At 68.8% G+C, this 19,095-nt stretch carries 19 protein-coding genes and 1 riboswitch; of the genes, 7 read left to right on the top strand and 12 right to left on the bottom strand.

The genetic code is table 11. The annotated features are described in order from the left end of the window. Nucleotides 1–17 precede the first annotated feature (17 nt). Nucleotides 18–126: riboswitch (TPP riboswitch) on the bottom strand. A gap of 92 nt (nucleotides 127–218) precedes the next feature. Genes HZ992_RS14380 through HZ992_RS14340 form a run of 9 tightly spaced genes read right to left on the bottom strand, consistent with a single transcriptional unit; the run spans nucleotide 219 to nucleotide 8,520 of the window. Further along, entirely contained in the window at nucleotides 219–1,319 is a 1,101-nt protein-coding gene (locus HZ992_RS14380; protein ID WP_209382524.1) for an NAD(P)/FAD-dependent oxidoreductase, read from the bottom strand. A 34-nt stretch (nucleotides 1,320–1,353) separates the two neighbouring features. After that, a complete protein-coding gene (gene fdxA / locus HZ992_RS14375; protein ID WP_209382523.1) occupies nucleotides 1,354–1,677 on the bottom strand; it encodes a ferredoxin FdxA in 324 nt (107 codons plus the stop codon). Between the two features lie 54 nt (nucleotides 1,678–1,731). Further along, nucleotides 1,732–2,499 (bottom strand): uroporphyrinogen-III C-methyltransferase, encoded by a 768-nt coding sequence (gene cobA, locus HZ992_RS14370; RefSeq protein WP_209382522.1) that lies wholly within the window; start codon nucleotides 2,497–2,499, stop codon nucleotides 1,732–1,734. Between the two features lie 2 nt (nucleotides 2,500–2,501). Continuing rightward, nucleotides 2,502–3,785: a sulfate adenylyltransferase subunit 1 gene (locus tag HZ992_RS14365; protein ID WP_209382521.1), complete on the bottom strand. Its 1,284-nt coding sequence runs from the start codon at nucleotides 3,783–3,785 to the stop codon at nucleotides 2,502–2,504. After that, nucleotides 3,785–4,744 carry a sulfate adenylyltransferase subunit CysD gene (cysD, locus tag HZ992_RS14360; RefSeq protein WP_209382520.1) on the bottom strand — a complete coding sequence of 320 codons (960 nt, stop codon included), beginning with the start codon at nucleotides 4,742–4,744 and terminating at the stop codon, nucleotides 3,785–3,787. Before cysD ends, HZ992_RS14365 begins: the two co-directional genes overlap by 1 nt. Then, the gene (locus tag HZ992_RS14355; protein ID WP_209382519.1) at nucleotides 4,741–5,493 is read right to left on the bottom strand and encodes a phosphoadenylyl-sulfate reductase; all 753 of its coding nucleotides are present in this window, start codon (nucleotides 5,491–5,493) and stop codon (nucleotides 4,741–4,743) included. The genes cysD and HZ992_RS14355 overlap by 4 nt, the downstream gene beginning before the upstream one ends. Further along, nucleotides 5,490–6,038: a DUF934 domain-containing protein gene (locus HZ992_RS14350; RefSeq protein ID WP_209382518.1), complete on the bottom strand. Its 549-nt coding sequence runs from the start codon at nucleotides 6,036–6,038 to the stop codon at nucleotides 5,490–5,492. Before HZ992_RS14350 ends, HZ992_RS14355 begins: the two co-directional genes overlap by 4 nt. 18 nt (nucleotides 6,039–6,056) lie before the next feature. Then, nucleotides 6,057–7,751, bottom strand: coding sequence for a nitrite/sulfite reductase (locus tag HZ992_RS14345; RefSeq protein WP_209382517.1), 1,695 nt, complete (start codon nucleotides 7,749–7,751; stop codon nucleotides 6,057–6,059). Nucleotide 7,752: 1 nt separating this feature from the next. Further along, the gene (locus HZ992_RS14340; RefSeq protein WP_209382516.1) at nucleotides 7,753–8,520 is read right to left on the bottom strand and encodes a sulfite exporter TauE/SafE family protein; all 768 of its coding nucleotides are present in this window, start codon (nucleotides 8,518–8,520) and stop codon (nucleotides 7,753–7,755) included. A 114-nt stretch (nucleotides 8,521–8,634) separates the two neighbouring features. Between HZ992_RS14340 and HZ992_RS14335 the strand changes: the two genes are divergently transcribed. Continuing rightward, the gene (locus tag HZ992_RS14335; RefSeq protein ID WP_245213039.1) at nucleotides 8,635–9,567 is read left to right on the top strand and encodes a patatin-like phospholipase family protein; all 933 of its coding nucleotides are present in this window, start codon (nucleotides 8,635–8,637) and stop codon (nucleotides 9,565–9,567) included. Between the two features lie 207 nt (nucleotides 9,568–9,774). Here the strand turns inward: HZ992_RS14335 and HZ992_RS14330 are convergent, their stop codons facing one another. Then, nucleotides 9,775–10,332 (bottom strand): phasin family protein, encoded by a 558-nt coding sequence (locus HZ992_RS14330; RefSeq protein ID WP_209387186.1) that lies wholly within the window; start codon nucleotides 10,330–10,332, stop codon nucleotides 9,775–9,777. Nucleotides 10,333–10,515: 183 nt separating this feature from the next. Here HZ992_RS14330 and HZ992_RS14325 point away from each other — a divergent pair, with 183 nt between their 5' ends. The 5 genes from HZ992_RS14325 (at nucleotide 10,516) to HZ992_RS14305 (ending at nucleotide 14,927) form a co-directional block, all read left to right on the top strand. Then, nucleotides 10,516–11,460 carry a histone deacetylase family protein gene (locus HZ992_RS14325; RefSeq protein WP_209382515.1) on the top strand — a complete coding sequence of 315 codons (945 nt, stop codon included), beginning with the start codon at nucleotides 10,516–10,518 and terminating at the stop codon, nucleotides 11,458–11,460. Further along, nucleotides 11,457–11,900, top strand: a complete 444-nt coding sequence (locus HZ992_RS14320) for an acyl-CoA thioesterase (protein ID WP_209382514.1) — start codon at nucleotides 11,457–11,459, stop codon at nucleotides 11,898–11,900. Before HZ992_RS14325 ends, HZ992_RS14320 begins: the two co-directional genes overlap by 4 nt. Then, complete coding sequence (locus HZ992_RS14315) at nucleotides 11,897–12,595, top strand: nitroreductase (RefSeq protein WP_209382513.1); 699 nt, start codon at nucleotides 11,897–11,899, stop codon at nucleotides 12,593–12,595. The genes HZ992_RS14320 and HZ992_RS14315 overlap by 4 nt, the downstream gene beginning before the upstream one ends. 86 nt (nucleotides 12,596–12,681) lie before the next feature. After that, the gene (locus HZ992_RS14310; protein ID WP_245213038.1) at nucleotides 12,682–13,938 is read left to right on the top strand and encodes a citrate transporter; all 1,257 of its coding nucleotides are present in this window, start codon (nucleotides 12,682–12,684) and stop codon (nucleotides 13,936–13,938) included. Continuing rightward, on the top strand, nucleotides 13,935–14,927 hold the full coding sequence (locus HZ992_RS14305) for a 2-hydroxyacid dehydrogenase (RefSeq protein ID WP_209382512.1): 993 nt from the start codon (nucleotides 13,935–13,937) through the stop codon (nucleotides 14,925–14,927). The genes HZ992_RS14310 and HZ992_RS14305 overlap by 4 nt, the downstream gene beginning before the upstream one ends. Here HZ992_RS14305 and HZ992_RS14300 read toward each other — a convergent pair whose 3' ends face one another. Together HZ992_RS14300 and HZ992_RS14295 are read right to left on the bottom strand one after the other, a co-directional pair. Then, nucleotides 14,928–17,069, bottom strand: a complete 2,142-nt coding sequence (locus HZ992_RS14300; protein WP_209382511.1) for a xanthine dehydrogenase family protein molybdopterin-binding subunit — start codon at nucleotides 17,067–17,069, stop codon at nucleotides 14,928–14,930. It abuts the gene before it with no gap. Between the two features lie 2 nt (nucleotides 17,070–17,071). Beyond that, nucleotides 17,072–17,539: a (2Fe-2S)-binding protein gene (locus HZ992_RS14295; protein ID WP_209382510.1), complete on the bottom strand. Its 468-nt coding sequence runs from the start codon at nucleotides 17,537–17,539 to the stop codon at nucleotides 17,072–17,074. Nucleotides 17,540–17,667: 128 nt separating this feature from the next. Here HZ992_RS14295 and rmuC point away from each other — a divergent pair, with 128 nt between their 5' ends. Beyond that, nucleotides 17,668–19,095: a DNA recombination protein RmuC gene (gene rmuC, locus HZ992_RS14290; protein ID WP_209382509.1), complete on the top strand. Its 1,428-nt coding sequence runs from the start codon at nucleotides 17,668–17,670 to the stop codon at nucleotides 19,093–19,095.

The raw sequence follows: 19,095 nt of genomic DNA, 5'->3' as shown, positions 1-19,095 counted from the left end.
GCGCAGCCGCGGACCGCGGCGCTTCGACCATGCTTCCCTGCGCGAGGATTACCTCAATCAGGTTCGAAGGGACTCTCTCAGTCGGCTCGTTCGCAAGCGAACGGGCCAACACCCCTAGCGGATGCGGCGCACAACTCGGCGCCGCGAGTGAATTATCAGCCCAAAAAGAGAAGGGGCCCGCATCGCGGGCCCCGCCATCCGTCTTGCCGATAGGCGCCCTAATCGAAGTTCGGCGTCTCCACGCCCAGCACCTTGTGAAGCTTCGGGCTGGTGGTCGTGTACTGCAGATGGATGCGCTTGTCCGGGAAGATGTACGGCGCCGCCGCGAAGGCCGCCAGCGCCGCCTCGTGGAAGCCCGACAGGATCAGCTTCTTCTTGCCCGGGTAGGTGTTCACGTCGCCGACCGCGAAGATGCCCGGCGTGCTGGTCTCGAACTTCTCGGTGTCGACGACGATCTGCTTGCGCTCGATGTTCAGGCCCCATTCGGCGATCGGGCCGAGCTTGGGCGACAGGCCGAAGAACACCAGCAGCATGTCCAGCGGCACGACGCGCGTCACACCGTCACCGCCGGTGATCTTCATGCCGGTGAGTCGGCCGTCGCGTTCCTCGATGCCGGTGGCCTGGCCGACGATGAACTGCATCTCGAAGGCCTCGCACAGCTCGCGCATCTTGGCCACGCTGGCCGGCGCGGCGCGGAAGCCGTCGCGGCGGTGGATCAGGATCACGCTCTCGGCCTTGTTGGGGCCGTCCTGCACGAAGTTCAGCGTCCAGTCGAGCGCCGAATCACCGCCGCCGATGATGACGAGGTTCTTGCCCGCAAACTGCGACGGAGTCTTGACGCGGTAGAAGACCTGCTTGTCGTCGTAGGCGTCCAGGCCCTCGACCTTCAGCGTGCGCGGCTGGAACGAGCCCACGCCGCCGGCGATGAAGATGGTCTTGGCCAGGAAACGCGTTCCCTTGGCCGTCTCGACGTAGAAGCGGCCGTCTTCCTGCTTCTGGACGACGGTGACTTCCTGGCCGAGGTGGAAGGTGGCACCGAAGGGCTCGATCTGCTTGAGCAGGTTGTCCGTCAGTTCCTTGCCGGTGCACACGGGCACGGCCGGGATGTCGTAGATCGGCTTGTCGGGGTACAACTCGATGCACTGGCCGCCAGGGTAGGCGAGCGAGTCGATGATGTGCGCCTTGATCTCGAGAAGTCCGAGCTCGAACACCTGGAACAGGCCCACCGGCCCGGCCCCGACGATCACCGCATCGGTCTCGATCGGGCCCTCGTGCGCACCGGCGGTGCGAGCCACTTCGTCGTTCAACTTCGGTTCCATGTTCTGCGCGAGCCGCCAGGGCCGCCGTTGGGGTTTACTTCTTCAATTCGCCGAGCTTGCCGGTGCGGTCTTTCCACTCGTCGGCGTCGGGCAGCGGTGCCTTGCGCTTGGTGATGCTCGGCCAGTTCTTCGCCAGGTCGGCGTTCAGCTTGATCATGTGCTGCTGGTTGCCCGGCACGTCTTCCTCGGGGACGATGGCATTGACCGGGCACTCCGGGATGCACACGGCGCAGTCGATGCACTCGTCGGGGTCGATCGTCAGGAAATTCGGGCCTTCGCGGAAGCAGTCGACCGGGCACACGTCCACGCAATCGGTGTACTTGCAGCGGATGCAGGATTCGAGGACGACGTGGGTCATGTGTTGCGACTCTTGGATGTTTGGGGGCGACAGGACGCCGGAAGACCCGTGATTTTAGGGTCTCAGGGTTTCCTCTTGCTCTTGACCGGCCTCAAGGGCAGGGGATTCTGACCCTTGAAACGACACTGCCGCAAGAGCCACCGCGCCGGCGCCCACCGTCACCACCGTCGGCCGCCCCGCATGCAGCACCGTCGCCTGGCCCAGGGTGGCCAGCGAGTGGCTGCTCTGCAGTGCGTCGGGCCAGCCGGCGCGGGAGACCGCGCAGGCCGGCGTGTCGCTCGGCCAGCCTGCGTCGAGCAGGCGGCGCGACAAGGCCGCGAGCTGCTTGCCGGCCATGTAGAAGACCTCGGTATCGGCGCTGTGGCCGCCGCGCAGCGTGCCTTCGCGCGTCATCGCGGTGCTCAGGCTCACGCTGCGGCCCTGGCCGCGGCGCGTGAGGGGCCGCTGCGTGTGCGCTGCCGCGGCCAGTGCCGCGGTCACGCCGGGGATCACCTCGCAGGCGATGCCAGCCTGTGCCAGGGCCTCGAGTTCCTCTTCGAGCCGGCCGAACACGCTCGGGTCGCCGCCCTTGAGTCGCACGACCAGACCCGACTCGCGGGCATGGCGCACGAGCAGCGCATTGATGGTCGCCTGGCCGGTGCTGTCGGCAAAGCCGCGCTTGCCCACGTTCACCCACTTCGCATGCGGCGCCAGCTCGCGCAGCACCGGGTCGGTGAGGGCGTCGAAAAGCACCACGTCGGCCCCGGCGAGGCGGCGAGCGCCGCGCAGCGTGATGAGATCCGCCACGCCCGGGCCGGCGCCGATGAAGACGACGGTGCCCACGTTCAGGCTGCGACCTTGACGAGCAGCGTGCCGCTGGTGCGGTTGCTCGCCGGGTCGACGACGATCAGTGCGCCGCCAACGCGGTTGGTCTCGTAGCTCTCCACCGGCAAGGGCTGCTGCGTCTCGACGACCACGTGGCCGATTTCGTTGACGGCGAGTTCGTGCGCGTCGATCGCCTCGAGCGAGTGGATGTCCAGCCGGCTCTCGATGGCGGTGATGCGTGCCTGCACCCACCGATTGCCATGGCGCACCCAGTACTTGCGGCCGATCACGGCGGGCTCGGTGTCCAGCCAGGCCAGCGTGGCCGAGAAGCGCTGCGCCGCGTGGATGGTCTTGGGCGTGCCGATCCAGTCGCCGCGCGACACGTCGATCTGGCGGTCGAGCACGATGCCGGCCGACTGCCCGGCCTCGACGACGTCGACCACCTCGCCGGCCAGGCGCACCTCGGCGACGGTGGCGACTTCGCCGCTCGGGAACAGCTGCACCGTGTCGCCGGCCTTCACGCGGCCGTGCGCGATGCGGCCCCACAGCGTGCGCGGCTGGTTGCCCGTGCCTTCTCCTTCGCGGGCCACGTACTGCACCGGCACGAGCAGGTCGCCGTCCTTGCGCTCCTGCGCGGTCGGCAGGCTTTCCAGCAACTGCAGCAGCGAGGGGCCGTCGTACCAGGCGGCGTCCAGCGGCTGGGTGACGTTGTCACCGCGCAGTGCCGACACCGGCACGATGCCGGCCACGCGGATGCCGGCGTGCTCGGCAAAGCCGAGCAGGGCGTCGCGCACGGCAGCATAGGCCTGCGCCGGATCGGCCACCGCGTCGAGCTTGTTGACCGCGAACACGATGCTCGGCACGCGCAGCAGGTGCGCGAGCAGCGCATGCCGGCGCGTCTGCGCGAGCAGCGGCACCGGGTTCTTCGTGGTGTCGAGCTTGGTGATGTCGACCAGCACCACGGCCGCATCGCTGCCGGCGGCGGCGGTGACCATGTTGCGCGTGTACTGCTCGTGGCCCGGCGCGTCGGCGATGATGAACTTGCGCTGCCGCGTGGCGAAGTAGCGGTAGGCCACGTCGATGGTGATGCCCTGCTCGCGCTCGGCCTCCAGGCCGTCGGTCAGCAGCGAGAGATCGATCGGCGCGCCGGCGGCCCTCTTCTCCAGCGTGTCGAGCTGGTCGGCGAGGATGGCGCGGCTGTCGTAAAGCAGCCGGCCGATCAGCGTGCTCTTGCCGTCGTCGACGCTGCCGGCGGTGAGGAACCTCAGTGCTCGGTGGTCCTTGATGGGGGCGGCGGTGTTCATCAGAAATAGCCTTCCTTCTTGCGGCGCTCCATCGAGGCGTCCGAGGTGCGGTCGTCCATGCGCGTGGCGCCGCGCTCGCTGACCGTCACCTTCAGTGTCTCGGCGACGATCTCGGTGGCGCTGGCGGCCGGGCTCTCCACCGGGCAGGTGCAGGTCATGTCGCCGACGGTGCGAAATCGCACCTCGGCCGTCTCGACGGTCTCACCGGCCTCCGGCGGCGTCACCTCGGTCAGCGGCACCAGCAGGCCCTTGCGGCGGATCACCTGGCGGTCGTGCGCGAAGTACAGGCTGGGCAGCGGGATGTTCTCGCGGGCGATGTACAGCCACACGTCGAGCTCGGTCCAGTTGCTGATCGGGAAGGCGCGCATGTGCTCGCCCGGGCGGATGCGTGTGTTGAACAGCGTCCACAGTTCCGGCCGCTGCTCCTTCGGCTGCCACTGGCCGAAGCTGTCGCGGTGGCTGAAGATGCGCTCCTTGGCGCGCGCCTTCTCCTCGTCGCGGCGGGCGCCGCCCATCAGCACGTCGAAGCGGTGCTCTTCGATCGCCTCGAGCAGCGCCACCGTCTGGTGGCCGTTGCGTGACTCCAGCGGGTGCGACAGGCGCACGGTGCCACGCTTGATCGAATCCTCCAGGTGGCCGACGACAAGGCGCTCGCCCATCTCGGCGACGCGGCGGTCGCGGAACTCGATTACCTCCGGGAAGTTGTGGCCGGTGTCGACGTGCAGCAGCGGGAAGGGCAGCCGGCCCTTGTATTGCCCGTCCTTGCCCTTGCTCTTGAAGGCCTTCTCGGCCAGGCGCAGGACCACGCAGGAGTCCTTGCCACCGGAAAACAGCAGGGCCGGGCGCTCGAAGGCGGCCACCGTCTCGCGCAGGATGAAGATGGCTTCTTCTTCCAGCCAGTCGAGGTGGGTGTGGTCGAGTTCGGGCAGCAATTGCTCGATGGACAGGGGCGCGTTCATCGCGGGGCTCCAAGGGCAGAAACTTCGGACACGGGAGCGTTCTTCACATGCAGGCCGCACTCCTTGGCCTTCTCGTCTTCCCACCACCAGCGGCCGGCGCGGAAGGGCTCGCCCACGGCGATGGCGCGCGTGCAGGGCGCGCAGCCGATGCTGGGCATGAACTCGTCGTGCAGCGGGTTGTAGGGCACGTCGTTCGTCGCGATGTAGTACCAGATGTCGGCCCAGCTCCAGTCGGCCAGCGGGTTGAACTTGATGCGGCCCTTGTCGTCGGGTTCGCTGAAGGGCACGCCGCCGCGGTTGTCGGACTGCTCGCGGCGCAACCCGGTCACCCAGGCGCTGCTGCCGGCGAGCATGCGCGCCAGCGGCTCGAGCTTGCGGATCGCGCAGCAGGCCTTGCGAAGCTCCAGGCTCTCGTACATGGCGCGCTCGCCGTTCGTCTTGACGAAGTGCACCACCGACTCGGCGGCCGGCTGGTAGACCTCGACCTTCAGCCTGTAGCGCTGCTCGATGCGCGGGATCAGCGCCATCGTCTCCAGGTGCAGCTTGCCGGTCTCCAGCGTCGCGACGGCAATCGGCAGGCCGTGGCGCGCTATCAGGTCGGTGATCACCATGTCTTCGGCGCCGAGGCTGGTGGCCTGCACGATGCGCCCGGCGTGTTCGCTGGCCGCGCTCTGCAGCACGGCCACGGCATGCGCGACGCGCTCGTCGAAGCCGTCGGTGGCACGTGCATAAAGCTCGACGGCGCTCATATCGACGCTCCTGCGTTGACGAACTCCTGCGACGGCGCCTTGGCCAGCGCCTCGGCGGTGCCGGCCGGCTTGGCGAACAGCGGTCGGTTGTCGGCCACGTCGCCCTGGTAGTGGCCGGGGAAGAAACCGAGCGCGCGATCCGCCGCGTCGATCGACTGGTCGTGGCGCAGCACCACGGCATCGAAGCCGGTGCGCGCGAGCAGCGGCATCATGTCCACCAGCACATCGCCGAACGCCCGTACCTCGCCCTGGAAACGGTAACGCGAGCGCAGCAGGCGCGCCTGGCTGTAGGCGCGGCCGTCGGTCCACTTCGGGAAGTGCAGCGCGACGAGCGCGAAACGCGCCAGGTCGGCGGCGATGTCTTCCACGTCCTGGTCGTTGCCGAGCCTGATGCCCACCGCCACGCCGGCAGGCCACTGCGCACGCGCGGCATGCCACTGGTTCGTGTCCAGCAGCAGATAAGGCTCGGCATTGATGCTGACCGGCGGGCCGTCCTCGCCGCCCAGGGCATGCCAGCGGTCCTTGTGGGTGTCGATGAACTTCATGGGTCGGGTCCTCGCGCTTCAGGCCGCGTGGGCCGTGCTGCGGCGCACCGCATTGGCCGGGCCCTTGAAGGGCTCGATGCCGATGCGGCGCACGGTGTCGATGAAGCGTTCGTTGGCGGCGCGCTGCGCGCGGTAGGTGTCGAGCACCGCTTCGATGGCGTCGGCCACCTCGTCGGCGGCGAACGACGGGCCGATCACCTTGCCGGGCACGGCTGCGCCGCTCAACGTGGAGCCGTCGGAGCCGCCGAGCGTCAGCTGGTACCACTCGCTGCCGTCCTTGTCGACGCCGAGCACGCCGATGTGGCCGCTGTGGTGGTGGCCGCAGGAGTTGATGCAGCCGCTGATGTGCAGGTCGATGTCGCCGATGTCGTAGACCTCGTCGAGGTCGGCATAACGCTCCGTCAGCTCGGCGGCCAGCGGCAGCGATCGCGCGTTGGCCAGGCCGCAGAAGTCGCCGCCCGGGCAGGCGATCATGTCGGTGACCAGGCCGATGTTCGGTGTGGCGAAGGTCGCGGCCGTGGCGGCCTCCCACAGCGCCGGCAGCTCGCTCTCGCGCACCCAGGGCAGCACGAGGTTCTGGTCGTGCGTGACGCGCAGCTCGCCGTGGCTGAAGCGCTCGGCGATCGCGGCGGCGGCCTCCATCTGCTCGGCCGTCACGTCCCCCGGTGCCTGGCCGGCGCGCTTGAGCGAGAGCGTCACCGCGCGATAGCCGGGGAGGCGGTGCGCATGCACGTTGCGCTGCAGCCAGCGCGCGAAGGCGCCGCCCGCGTTCGCCGGCGCGGCGCTCGGTGCACCCGCGGCGGTGACGCCCTCGGGCAGCACGAAGCTCGCCTTGACGCGGTCGAGCTCGGCCTGCGGGATCAGGTGGGCGCTGCCGTCGGCATCGTCGTTCAGGATGTGGCGGAACTCTTCTTCCACCGCGTCGATGAACTTCTGGCCCTCGGCCTTGACGAGGATCTTGATGCGCGCCTTGTAGAGGTTGTCGCGGCGGCCGTAGCGGTTGTAGACGCGCACGATCGCCTCGATGAAGACGAGGATCTGCTGCCAGGGCAGGAACTCGCGGATGCGCGATGCGATTACCGGCGTGCGGCCCATGCCGCCGCCCACCAGCACCTCGAAGCCGATCTCGCCTTGCGCGTTCCGGCGCAGGTGCAGGCCGATGTCGTGCCAGGCGATCGCAGCGCGGTCTTCGGCGGCGCCGGTCACGGCGATCTTGAACTTGCGCGGCAGGAAGGCGAATTCCGGGTGCAGCGTGCTCCACTGGCGCAGGACTTCGCAGTAGGGGCGCGGATCGATCACTTCGTCGGCGGCGATGCCGGCCAGCGCGTCGCTGGTGATGTTGCGGATGCAGTTGCCGCTGGTCTGGATGCCATGCATGTCGACCTGCGCGAGCAGGTCCATCACGTCGGCGCTCTGCACCAGCGGGATCCAGTTGAACTGCAGGTTCTGTCGCGTGGTGAAGTGGCCGTAGCCGCGGTCGTGCTCGCGGGCGATGCGGGCCAGCTGGCGCAACTGGCGCGCATGAATCTCGCCATAGGGCACGGCGACGCGCAGCATCGGCGCGTGGCGCTGCACGTACCAGCCGTTCTGCAGGCGCAAAGGGCGGAACTCGTCGTCGCCGAGCTTGCCGGCGAGATTGCGATCGAGCTGGTCGCGGTATTGCGCTGCGCGCTGGTGCACGAAGCGGCGGTCGAAGTCGGTGTATTGGTACATGTCAGTGAATCACCTTGAGGCCCGCGGTCACCAGCGCCGTGCACAGCAGCGCACGCACCAGCTTCTCGGGCATCTTTCGCGTGAGTTGCGCGCCGAGCCAGATGCCCGGAACGCTGCCGATCAGCAGGGCGCCGAGCAGGCCCCAGTCCACATGGCCCAGCGTGGCGTGGCCGATGCCGGCCACGAAGGTCAGCGGCACGGCGTGGGCGATGTCGGTGCCGACGACGCGATGCGATTCGAGGCGCGGGTAGATCAGCATGATCAAGGTCGCGCCGATCGCGCCGGCACCGATCGAGCTCAGCGACACCAGCACGCCCAGGATCAGGCCGCACAGCACGGTCAGCGCCGGCTTGCGCGACTCGGGGAGCCAGCGCTCCAGGCGCAGTCCGACGGCGTGCCAGGCCTGCTTGTAGGCCACCACCACGGCGGTGAGCAGCAGGGCGATGCCCAGCGAGAAGGTCAGAGCCGCCGCCCAGCCCTTGGTGATGCCCGTGAAGTGCATCAGGGCGATGGTCGCCAGCGAAGCCGGGATGCTGCCGGCGAGCAGCAGGGCGGTGATGCGCCAGTGCACGTGGCCGGCCTGGTGGTGCGCCGCCGAGCCGGCCGTCTTGGTGACGGCTGCGAACCACAGGTCGGTGCCGATGGCCACGGCCGGGTTCAGCTTGAACACAGACAGCAGCAGCGGCGTCATCAGCGAGCCGCCGCCGACGCCGGTCATGCCGACGATGGCGCCGACGCCGAAGCCGCTGAGAATCGCAATCCAGTCCATGGGGTCGCCAAGTGGTGAACGGGCGCCAGGCTGGCGAACCGAAGGCTGGACTCTAGGAAGCATCTATATATATGAGAACTACTTTTTCATTGATTGTTTATGCCTGAGGAGCATATGAGGCAGGCGCTGGACCGCCGGCAGTGGCTGCGGATGGCGATGGCAGGTGTCACCGTGGCGATGGCAGGCTGCCAGACGGCTCCCCAGAGCCCGCCGCCCGCCACGCCGGTCGAGCCTCCCCCGGCTGCGCCGCCGCCACCGCCTCCACCCCCCAAACCTCCCCGCATCGGCCTCGCCCTGGGCGGTGGGGCCGCGCGCGGCTTCGCCCACATCGGCGTGATCCAGGCGCTGGAGGAAAGCGGTCTCCGGCCGGACCTGGTGGTCGGTACCTCGGCTGGCAGCCTGGTGGCGGCGCTCTACGCATCGGGCAAGCGCCCCGCCGAGCTGATCCAGCTGTCTGACGCGATGGACGAGTCGGCCATCACCGACTGGGCCTTCCCGGGCCGCGGGCTGATCCGCGGCGAGGCGCTCGCCAGGTTCGTCCGCGAGCACACCGGCGGCAGGCCGATCGAGGCCATGGTGATGCCGTTGGGCATCGTCGCCACCGACCTCGACTCGGGCGCGCCCATCCTGTTTCAGCGTGGTGATACCGGCATGGCGGTGCGCGCCTCCAGCGCGGTGCCGGCGGTGTTCCAGCCGGTGCGCATCGGCGCGCGGGAGTACGTGGACGGCGGCCTGGTCTCTCCAGTGCCAGTGCGCTTCGCGCGGCAGATGGGGGCGGAACTGGTCATTGCGGTGGACATCTCCGCCGCGCCGGAGGGCAACGCCACCGGTGACGCGATGCGCATGCTGCTGCAGACCTTCGCCATCATGGGCCGCAGCATCAACAGCTTCGAGCTTCGCGATGCCGACGTGGTGCTTAGGCCGCGCCTCCCGGGCGTGTCGGGGGCCGACTTCGCCGCGCGCAAGAAGTCGATCCAGGCCGGGCGGGATGCCGCGCTGGCGGCCCTGGCGGAACTTCGGGCAAAAGTCGCCGCCAAGACCCACTGAGAACCCACCGAGCCGAGGAATCGGCCGCCCCAAAAGAAGAGGCCCGGCAGAGCCGGGCCTTCGAAGGTACCTGGTGGTACCGAGGAGACAACCTTTCAGGGAGACCACAAGCCGAAGCCTGAGGTCACCGATAGATCGGGTGCTCCCCGGTTAGTTCAACCCCGGCGCAATTTATTGCGATCGGGGCGAACTGCCCTGGGCAGTCCCTCAGGCAGCGCGCTTGGCCTTGGTGGCGGCTTGCGTGGCCTTCACGGCGGTGGTGGTCACGGCCTGGAAGTTGGCTTCGGCGACTTCGGCGGCCTGCTTGGCAGCCTTGTGCACGCTTTCATAGGCGTTGTTGGCAGCAGCGACGGCAGACTTCACCAGGGCGACGGCGTTCTCGGTGCCGGCCGGGGCGTTCTTGACGGCGGTGTCGACGACGGCCATGAACTTCTTCTGCGCGTCGGCGGCGGTCACTTCGGCGACCTTGCCCACTTCGGCGTTGGTCGAAGCGGCGATGTCATACAGGTGACGGCTGTAGGCGGCGGCCTTTTCGGCGGCCGGTTGCAGCAGGCCGGCTTGCAGGGCGAACAGCTCTTGCGCGTCCTTGACCGACATGGCGGCCTTGGTCGTGTCGGCGGCTTCGCTCAGGGCGGCCTTGGCGACTTGCAGGTTCAGCTCGACGAGCTTCTCGACGCCTTCGAAGGCCTTGTTGGTCAGACCGAACAGGGTTTCGACGTTGGCCTTGTTGGCGGCAATGACTTGTTCAGCGGTGAGGAAGGACATGCGGGTCTCCGTTTCGAGTGGGTGGATTCGGGGTTGCCGCAGATATGTTGCACTGCAGCATGAACCGAAGTATATGCACCGTTCGGCAAAGTTCAAGAACTTTTTGCTGCAGTGCATCATAGTTAGAGGGGTTCTCCTAGCGGGCACCCTGCCGGGCCCCGGGCGGCAGAATCCGGCCAGCCCATGCAAGCCTTCTATTCAGACCAGTTCGTGCTGCCGCTGCCGCCGGGACATCGCTTTCCGATGCCCAAGTACCGATTGCTGCGGGAGCGCATCGACGGCGAGCCCGGCTTTCGGTTGCGACCGGCCGAGCCGGCCAGCGAGGGCGAACTGGCGCTGGCGCACGAACCCTCCTACATCGGCGCAGTGCTGCAGGGCACGCTGTCGGAGGCCATGCAGCGCGAGATCGGCTTCCCGTGGACGGAGCGCATGGTCGAGCGCTCGCGCCGCTCGGTGGGCGCCACCATCGGTGCCGCCCGAGCCGCGCTGGCGGAGGGCGTGGCCGCCAATCTGGCCGGCGGCACCCACCACGCCAGTGCCGACAAGGGCGGGGGCTACTGCGTCTTCAACGACGCTGCCGTGGCGGCCCGGCTGATGCAGGCCGAGTGGCACCGGCAGCGGCGTTCGGTGGCGGGCGGGCTACGCGTCGCGGTGATCGACCTCGACGTGCACCAGGGCAACGGCACGGCGGCGATCTTCTTCGACGACCCGACGGTGTTCACGCTGTCGCTGCACGGAGCGAAGAACTTTCCGTTCCGCAAGGAGGCCAGCGACCTCGACGTCGAACTGCCGGACGGCTGCACCGACGCGCCTTACCTGGCCGCGCTCGATTCGGCTCTGGAACAACTCTGGGCCCGCCACGCCGGCTCGCCGCCCGGCCTGGTGTTCTACCTGGCCGGTGCCGACCCGCACGAGGGCGACCGGCTCGGCCGCCTGAAGATCAGCGCCGCCGGCCTGGCCGAGCGTGACCGCCGCGTGTTCGCCGCCTGCCGCGAGCGGCGCATCCCGGTGGCGCTGAGCATGGCCGGCGGTTATGGCCGCGACATCGCCGACACAGTGGCCATCCAGCACCGCACGCTGCAGGAGGCGCTGGCGAGCTGGCGGCAATGGAACAATGGCGCCTCATGAGCCACCGTCCGCACCCCGAGCCGCGCAGTGCCTACCGCCACTTCATGCCGATCCAGACCCGCTGGGCCGACAACGACGCCTACGGGCATGTCAACAACGTCGTCTACTACGGCTGGTTCGACACCGCGGTGAACGGCTACCTGATCGAGGCCGGAGCGCTCGACATCCACGCCGGCGAGGTGATCGGCCTGGTGATCGAGACGCGCTGCAACTACTTCGCGTCGCTGGCCTTCCCTCAGAAGGTCGAAGCCGGCTTGCGCGTCGGCCATGTCGGCCGCAGCTCGGTGCGCTACGAGGTCGGCCTGTTCGCCCACGGCGCGCCGGAGACGGCCGCTGCCGGCCACTTCATCCACGTCTACGTCGACCGCCTCACGCGCCGCCCGGTCGAACTGCCCGAAGCCCTGCGCGCCGCCCTGCAACCCCTGATCGCCACCGCATGACCGACAACCTCCAGACCACGCAGGCCGTCGACGACGCCATCACCTCGCGCCATTCGATCCGCGCCTACCTGAGCACGCCGGTGCCGCGCGAGACGATCGAGGACATCCTGCACGTCGCCGCGCGCGCCCCCTCGGGCACCAACACGCAGCCGTGGAAGGTGCACGTGCTCACCGGGGCCGCGAAGCAGCGCCTGAGCGCCGCCATCCGTGCCGCCTTCGACGACCCCGAGGAGCGCGCGAAGCACAGCGAGGAGTACGCGTACTACCCGACGCAGTGGGCCTCGCCCTACATCGACCGGCGCCGCAAGGTCGGCTGGGACCTGTACGGGCTGCTCGGCATCGGCAAGACCGACAAGGCGCGCATGCATGAGCAGCACGGCCGCAACTACGCCTTCTTCGATGCGCCGGTGGGCCTGATCTTCACCATCGATCGCGTGATGCAGCAGGGCAGCTGGCTCGACTACGGCATGTTCCTGCAGAACATCATGGTCGCCGCGCGCGCGCGCGGCCTGGACACCTGCCCGCAGGCTGCCTTCACGCAGTTCCACCGCATCATCGAAGCGCAGCTCGGACTGGCCGACGACGAGATGGTGGTCTGCGGCATGTCGCTCGGCCACGCCGACCCGGCGGCGATCGAGAACACGCTGATCACCGAGCGCGAGCCGGTGCAGGGTTTCACCCGGTTCCACGACTGAGTCCGGGGCCGGCCCGGTCCCTAGAATCCCGGCGGCAGGAGAAGCCGCCGCGTCCACGTCGAACGCGGGGCCGCGGAGGAACAATCATGTCGTTGCTGGGGATCCCGTTCGATTTCGTGCTGTTCGCGCTCACGCTGCTGGGCGTGGCCACGCTGCACCACCACGCGCTCAAGGTCGCGCTGGGCGGGGCGCTGGCGATCACGCTGTACCAGTTGCTCGTCACCGGCTTCAAGGCCGGCGCCGGCATGGGCGGCCTGGCGGCCCACGCCGGCCACGAATGGGTCACGCTGGCCAACCTGCTCGGGCTGCTGCTGGGCTTCGCGCTTCTGGCCGACCATTTCGAGAAGAGCCGCCTGCCGGAGATCCTGCCGCACCTGCTGCCCGACGACTGGAAGGGCGGTTTCGTGCTGCTGATCGGGGTGTTCGTGATGTCGGGGTTCCTCGACAACATCGCCGCCGCGATGATCGGCGGCACCATGGCCTCGGTGCTGTTCGCGCGGCGCGTGCACATCGGCTACCTGGCGGCCATCGTCGCCGCCTCGAACGCCGGTGGCGCCGGCAGCGTGGTCGGCGACACCACCACCACGATGATGTGGATCGCCGGAGCCAGCCCGCTGTGGGTGATCGAGGCCTATGTCGGCGGCTTCGTGGCGCTGATGTTCTTCGGCGTCATCGCCGCCAAGCAGCAGCACGACTACCAGCCGATCCAGAAGGACGACGCTCCGGGCGTGAAGGTCGAGTACGGCCGCCTCGGCGTGGTCGTCGCGATCCTGCTCGCGGCCGTGGCGGCGAACCTGTGGTTCAACCTCAACAACCCGGCGGTGCTCGACCACTTGCCGGTCATCGGCATGGCGGTGGTGCTGGCCATCCTGCTCACGGCGCCGGTGCGCACGCCGACCTGGAGCCTGCTGCCCGGCGCGTTCAAGGGCAGCATCTTCCTGCTCTCGCTGGTCTGGTGCGCCTCGCTGATGCCGGTGGACAAGCTGCCGGTGGCCTCGTGGCAGACGGCCTTCGGCCTGGGCTTCGTGTCGTCGGTGTTCGACAACATCCCGCTCACCGCCCTGGCCATCCGTCAGGACGGCTACGACTGGGGCTTTCTCGCCTACGCCGTGGGTTTCGGCGGTTCGATGATCTGGTTCGGGTCCTCTGCCGGCGTGGCGCTGTCCAACATGTACCCGGAAGCCCGATCGGTCGGCAACTGGCTGCGCGGCGGCTGGCACGTGGCGGTGGGCTACGTGCTGGGCTTCTTCGTCATGCTGGCGCTGCTCGGCTGGCACGGCCACCCGATCAACGAACGCGCCGCGGCCCAGCCGGCGGCGGCCACCCAAGGAGTCACCAAGTGACCCGCCGCCCTGCCGTGCTCGTGGCCCGTGCCGTGTTCGGCGACATCGTCGACCGACTGCGCGTGCACTTCGATGTCGAGGACAACCCTGCCGACCGCATCTTCAGCAAGGCCGAGCTCATCGAGCACCTTCAGGGCAAGGCCGGCGCCTTCATCACCGGCAGCGAGCGCATCGACGCCGAAGTGTTGGCTGCCAACCCGCAGCTGCGCGCGGTGTGCAACATGGCGGTGGGCTACAACAACATCGACATCGACGCCTGCAACGCCCGCGGCGTGCTCGCCACGAACACGCCCGACGTGTTGACCGAGACGACGGCCGACTTCGGTTTCGCGCTGATGATGGCCACCGCGCGCCGCATGGCCGAGAGCGAGCACTTTCTGCGCCGCGGCGAATGGACGCGTTGGTCCTACGACATGTTCACCGGCAGCGACGTGCATGGCGCGACGCTGGGCATCCTCGGCATGGGCCGGATCGGCCAGGCGATCGCGCGGCGCGGTGCGCTGGGCTTCGGCATGAAGGTGATCTATCACAACCGCAGCCGGCTCGCGCCCGAGCAGGAGGCGCCGCTCGGTGCACGCTACGTGTCGAAGGAAGAACTGCTGCGCACGGCCGACCACCTGGTGCTCGTGGTGCCGTACTCGGCCGCCAGCCACCACGCCATCGGCGCGGCCGAGATCGCGCAGATGAAGCCGACCGCGACGCTGACCAACATCGCCCGAGGCGGCGTGGTCGACGACGCGGCGCTGGCGGCCGCACTGCGCGCGCGCACCATCGCCGCGGCGGGGCTCGACGTGTTCGAGGGCGAGCCGAAACTGCACCCCGACCTGCTGACCGTGCCCAACGTCGTTCTCACGCCGCACATCGCCAGCGCCACGGTGGCGACGCGCCGCGCGATGGCCGACCTGGCGGTCGACAACCTCATCGCGGCACTGACCGGCGCGGCACCGCCGACGCCGGTCAACCCGCAGGTGCTGCCGCTGAAAGCCTGATCAGGCCTTCTTCAGCTGCGCCGTGTCGAACGGCAGGCTGCGCAGGCGCTTGGCGGTTGCCGCGTAGATCGCGTTGGCCACCGCCGGCGCGATCGGCGGCGTGCCCGGTTCGCCGATGCCGCCGGGCTTCTCGGTGCTCGGCACGATGTGCACCTCGACCTTGGGCATCTCGGTCATGCGCAGCACCGGGTAGTCGTTGAAGTTGCCCTGCTCGACGCGCCCGTCCTTGAACGAGATGCGGCCGTACAGCGCCGCCGACAGGCCGTAGACAATCGCGCCCTCGATCTGCCGCTCGATGGTCTGCGGGTTCACCGTCATGCCACAGTCCACGGCGGCGACGACACGGTGCACCTTGGGCGTGCCGTCGGCGCCGATCGACACCTCGGCCACCTCGGCCACGTAGCTGCCGAAGCTCTGCGCCACGGCGATGCCGCGGAACACACCGGCCGGCAGCGGCGAGCCCCAGCCGACCTTCTGCGCGGCCAGCTCCAGCACACCCTTGTACCGCGGCTGTTTCGTCAGCAGCGCACGGCGGTACTCGTACGGATCCTGCTTCGCGGCAGCCGCCAGTTCGTCGATGAAGCTCTCGATGAAGAAGATGTTCTGCGAGTGCCCCACCGAGCGCCAGAACCACACCTGCGGCCCCGGCTCCTTGCGGCCGTAGGCCAGGCGCTGGTTGGCGATGTCGTAGGGGTGGTCGGCGATGCCTTCCATCGCGAACGCGTCGACGCCGTTCTCCGGGATCTTCATGAAGCCCGAGGCCGCCATGATCGACGGCGAGCCCACGCCGGCCTTGAGCATCGTCGGCCGGCCCTGGCCGTCCAGGACGGCCTCGAACTTCGTCACCGAGGCCGGGCGGAAGAAGCCGGCGGCCATGTCGTCCTCGCGGCTGTAGATCAGCTTGACCGGCTTGCCGGAGATCTTCGACAGCAGCGTTGCGTCGATCGTGAAGTCGGGCGCGAAGCGGCGGCCGAAACCGCCGCCGAGCATCAGCGTGTTGACCTTCACCTTGGCCGGCGTGACCGAGGCCACCTGGCTCAGGATGCCCTGGTTCGGCCCCTGGCTCTGCGTGCCCACCCAGACTTCCACCGTGTCGCCCCGGACCCAGGCCGTGCAGTTCATCGGCTCCATGCAGGCGTGGGCAAGGTAGGGTGCCTCGTAGGTCGCGTCCACTGACTTCGCGCCGGTCGCCGCGGCGTCCTTGGTGTTGCCGAGGTCGACGGCCACCGCATCCGGCTCGCCGGCACCTTCGGCCAGCATCGCGCTCACCTTGGCGGAGGACAGATCCTTCGCGGCGCCCAGGTCCCAGTCGATCGCCAGCGCGTCGCGGCCCTTCTTGGCGGCCCAGTAGCCATCGGCCAGCACGGCCACGCCGCTCGGGATGGTGACGACCTGCCTGACGCCCTTGACGGCCTTGGCCTTGCTGTCGTCCACCTTCGCCGGCTTGGCGCCGGGCTGCGGCGCGCGCGCCATCACGGCGACCAACATGCCGGGCACCTGCGCATCGATGCCGTACCTGGCCGTGCCGTTGAGCTTGCCCGGGGTGTCCAACCGGCGCGTGGGCTTGCCCAGGATGCGGAAGTCCTTCGGATCCTTCAGCACCGGCTTGGCCGGCACCGGTAGCTTGGCCGCCGCGGCCGTGAGGGCGCCGTAGCCGAGCTTCTTGCCGCTCTTGTGGATGACCTGGCCGGCCTCGGTGCGGCACTCGCCGGCCGGCACCTTCCACTGCGCGGCGGCCGCGGCCACGAGCATCTCGCGCGCGGCGGCGCCGGCCTGGCGCATCGGCTCCCAGAAGGCGCGCACGGTGGTCGAGCCGCCGGTGGCCTGCATCTGGAACATCGGGTTGTTGTAGGCCTTGTCGACCGGGGCCTGCTCGACGCGCACCGTCTTCCAGTCGGCATCGAGTTCCTCGGCCACCAGCATCGGGATGGCGGTGAGCACGCCCTGGCCCATCTCGGCCGAGCCGCAGATCACGGTCACCAGGCCGTCGCTGCCGATGCGCAGGAACGCATTCGGCGAGAAGGGCGTGGCCGCGTCGAGGCGACCCGACAGGCCGGCCAGCGGCAGCGCGAAGCCGATGCTCAGCGCAGCGCCAGTGCCGCTCTTGAGGAAGCCGCGGCGGGAGGTTTGCAGCGTGTCCATGCTCAGGCCCCCTTCACCAGCGTGACCGAGGCGTCCTTGATGGCGGCGCGGATCTGGTTGTAGGTGCCGCAGCGGCAGATGTTGCCGCTCATGGCGCCATCGATGTCGCCGTCGGTCGGCGCCTTCTTCTCGGCCAGCAGCGCACACGCGCTCATGATCTGGCCCGACTGGCAGTAGCCGCACTGCGGCACGTCGATCTTGGCCCAGGCGGCCTGCACGGCCTTGCCGGTGCGCGTGGCGCCCACGCCCTCGATGGTGGTGATCTTCTTGCCGGCGGCCGCCGAGATCGGCGTCGAGCACGAGCGCACCGGCTTGCCGTCCAGGTGCACGGTGCAGGCGCCGCACAGCGCCATGCCGCAGCCGAACTTGGTGCCTGTGAGTTGCAGGTTCTCGCGCAGCACCCACAGCAGCGGGGTGTCGGCCTCGGCGTCGACATTCTTCGTCTTGCCGTTGACGTTCAGGGTGACCATGGTTTGCCTCTCTTCGATGTTCTTGGATGTCGCGGCGGTCCGGGGCTGCCCCGGCGCGGCGCCGACGATACTCTTTCGCCGCCAAGTCTGCAGGCGGTGCCGAAACGGCTCGCTGTCACAATCGCGCCATGCTCGAATGGACCCTCGTGGCGCTGGCGGCGCTGAACCTGCTTCTGCTCCTCTGGCTGCTGCTGCGGCGCGGCGACAACACCCTCCAGAACGAGTTGCGCGAGGACGCCGAGCGCCAGGGCCGGGAGCTGCGCAACGAGGTGCAGGAGAGCGCGCGCGGCACGCGCCAGGAACTCTCGCAGACGCTGTCGCTGTTCCAGCAGACGCTGCTGACCCAGCAGGGCGACGTGGCGCGCACGCAGAACGAGCAGATCGATTCCTTTCGCACCCAGCTGGCCACCATGCAGCAGCAGGTCGGCCAGTCGCTGCAGGCGGCCACGCAATCGCTGGCGCAACTGTCGCAGTCGGCGCGCGAATCGCAGGATGCGTCGCTCAAGCGTTTCGCCGACGCGCAGGGCGAACGGCTGCAGGCGCTGTCGCAGGGCAACGAGCGCGGCCTGGAGCTGATGCGCACGACCATCGAGCAGCGGCTGCAGAGCATCCAGGCCGACAACGAGAAGAAGCTCGAGCAGATGCGTGCCACCGTCGACGAGAAGCTGCACGCCACCCTCGAGCAGCGCCTGGGCGAGAGCTTCAAGCAGGTGGCCGACCGGCTCGAGCAGGTGCACAAGGGCCTGGGCGAGATGCAGGGCCTGGCCAAGGATGTCGGCTCGCTCAATCGCGTGCTGAACAACGTGAAGACGCGCGGCGTGTTCGGCGAGGTGCAGCTTGCCGGCCTGCTCGAACAGGTGTTCACGCCGGAGCAGTACGCCACCAACGTCGAGACGGTGCCGGGCAGCGGCGCGCGCGTCGAGTTCGCGATCAAGCTGCCGGGTCAGCGTGAGGACGGCAAGCCACTGTGGCTGCCCATCGATGCCAAGTTCCCGCGCGACGACTACGAACGCCTACTCGATGCGCAGGAGCGCGCCGACGCTCCCGCCGCCGAGGTCGCCGGCCGCGCCATCGAGCAGCGACTGCGCCTGGAGGCCAAGACGATCCGCGAGAAGTACGTCGAGCCGCCGCACACCACTGACTTCGCCATCCTCTTCGTGCCCACCGAGGGCCTGTACGCCGAGGCGCTGCGCCGGCCGGGCCTGACCGAATCGCTGCAGCGTGAGCACCGCGTCATGCTCACCGGGCCGACCACGCTGCTGGCCACGCTGAACAGCCTGCAGATGGGCTTCCGCACGCTCGCGCTGGAGAAGCGCAGCGCCGAGGTGTGGGAGGTGCTGGGAGCGGTGAAGACAGAGTTCAAGAAGTTCGGCGACGTGCTGGCCAAGACCAAGAGGAAGCTCGACGAAGCATCAAGCGCAATCGAAGAGGCCGAGACTCGCAACCGAGTCATGACTCGACGGCTCAAGACAGTGGAAAGCGTGAGCGAGCCCCGGTCGCAAGAGCTTCTGCCCGGGCTCGATGTCCCCGGCAACGCCGACGAGGACGTGTCCTGA

The sequence above is a fragment of the Rhizobacter sp. AJA081-3 genome, assembly GCF_017795745.1.
Classification (GTDB): Bacteria; Pseudomonadota; Gammaproteobacteria; order Burkholderiales; family Burkholderiaceae_C; genus Piscinibacter.
This window is presented reverse-complemented; position numbering and strand designations above follow the sequence as displayed.

Bases quoted from the DNA above. Each gene is read 5' to 3' on its own strand.
- HZ992_RS14380 (WP_209382524.1), bottom strand. From the start codon at position 1,319: ATGGAACCGAAGTTGAACGACGAAGTGGCTCGCACCGCCGGTGCGCAC.
- fdxA (WP_209382523.1), bottom strand. From the start codon at position 1,677: ATGACCCACGTCGTCCTCGAATCCTGCATCCGCTGCAAGTACACCGAT.
- HZ992_RS14365 (WP_209382521.1), bottom strand. From the start codon at position 3,785: ATGAACACCGCCGCCCCCATCAAGGACCACCGAGCACTGAGGTTCCTC.
- cysD (WP_209382520.1), bottom strand. From the start codon at position 4,744: ATGAACGCGCCCCTGTCCATCGAGCAATTGCTGCCCGAACTCGACCAC.
- HZ992_RS14355 (WP_209382519.1), bottom strand. From the start codon at position 5,493: ATGAGCGCCGTCGAGCTTTATGCACGTGCCACCGACGGCTTCGACGAG.
- HZ992_RS14350 (WP_209382518.1), bottom strand. From the start codon at position 6,038: ATGAAGTTCATCGACACCCACAAGGACCGCTGGCATGCCCTGGGCGGC.
- HZ992_RS14345 (WP_209382517.1), bottom strand. From the start codon at position 7,751: ATGTACCAATACACCGACTTCGACCGCCGCTTCGTGCACCAGCGCGCA.
- HZ992_RS14340 (WP_209382516.1), bottom strand. From the start codon at position 8,520: ATGGACTGGATTGCGATTCTCAGCGGCTTCGGCGTCGGCGCCATCGTC.
- HZ992_RS14335 (WP_245213039.1), top strand. From the start codon at position 8,635: ATGAGGCAGGCGCTGGACCGCCGGCAGTGGCTGCGGATGGCGATGGCA.
- HZ992_RS14330 (WP_209387186.1), bottom strand. From the start codon at position 10,332: ATGTCCTTCCTCACCGCTGAACAAGTCATTGCCGCCAACAAGGCCAAC.
- HZ992_RS14325 (WP_209382515.1), top strand. From the start codon at position 10,516: ATGCAAGCCTTCTATTCAGACCAGTTCGTGCTGCCGCTGCCGCCGGGA.
- HZ992_RS14320 (WP_209382514.1), top strand. From the start codon at position 11,457: ATGAGCCACCGTCCGCACCCCGAGCCGCGCAGTGCCTACCGCCACTTC.
- HZ992_RS14315 (WP_209382513.1), top strand. From the start codon at position 11,897: ATGACCGACAACCTCCAGACCACGCAGGCCGTCGACGACGCCATCACC.
- HZ992_RS14310 (WP_245213038.1), top strand. From the start codon at position 12,682: ATGTCGTTGCTGGGGATCCCGTTCGATTTCGTGCTGTTCGCGCTCACG.
- HZ992_RS14300 (WP_209382511.1), bottom strand. From the start codon at position 17,069: ATGGACACGCTGCAAACCTCCCGCCGCGGCTTCCTCAAGAGCGGCACT.
- HZ992_RS14295 (WP_209382510.1), bottom strand. From the start codon at position 17,539: ATGGTCACCCTGAACGTCAACGGCAAGACGAAGAATGTCGACGCCGAG.
- rmuC (WP_209382509.1), top strand. From the start codon at position 17,668: ATGCTCGAATGGACCCTCGTGGCGCTGGCGGCGCTGAACCTGCTTCTG.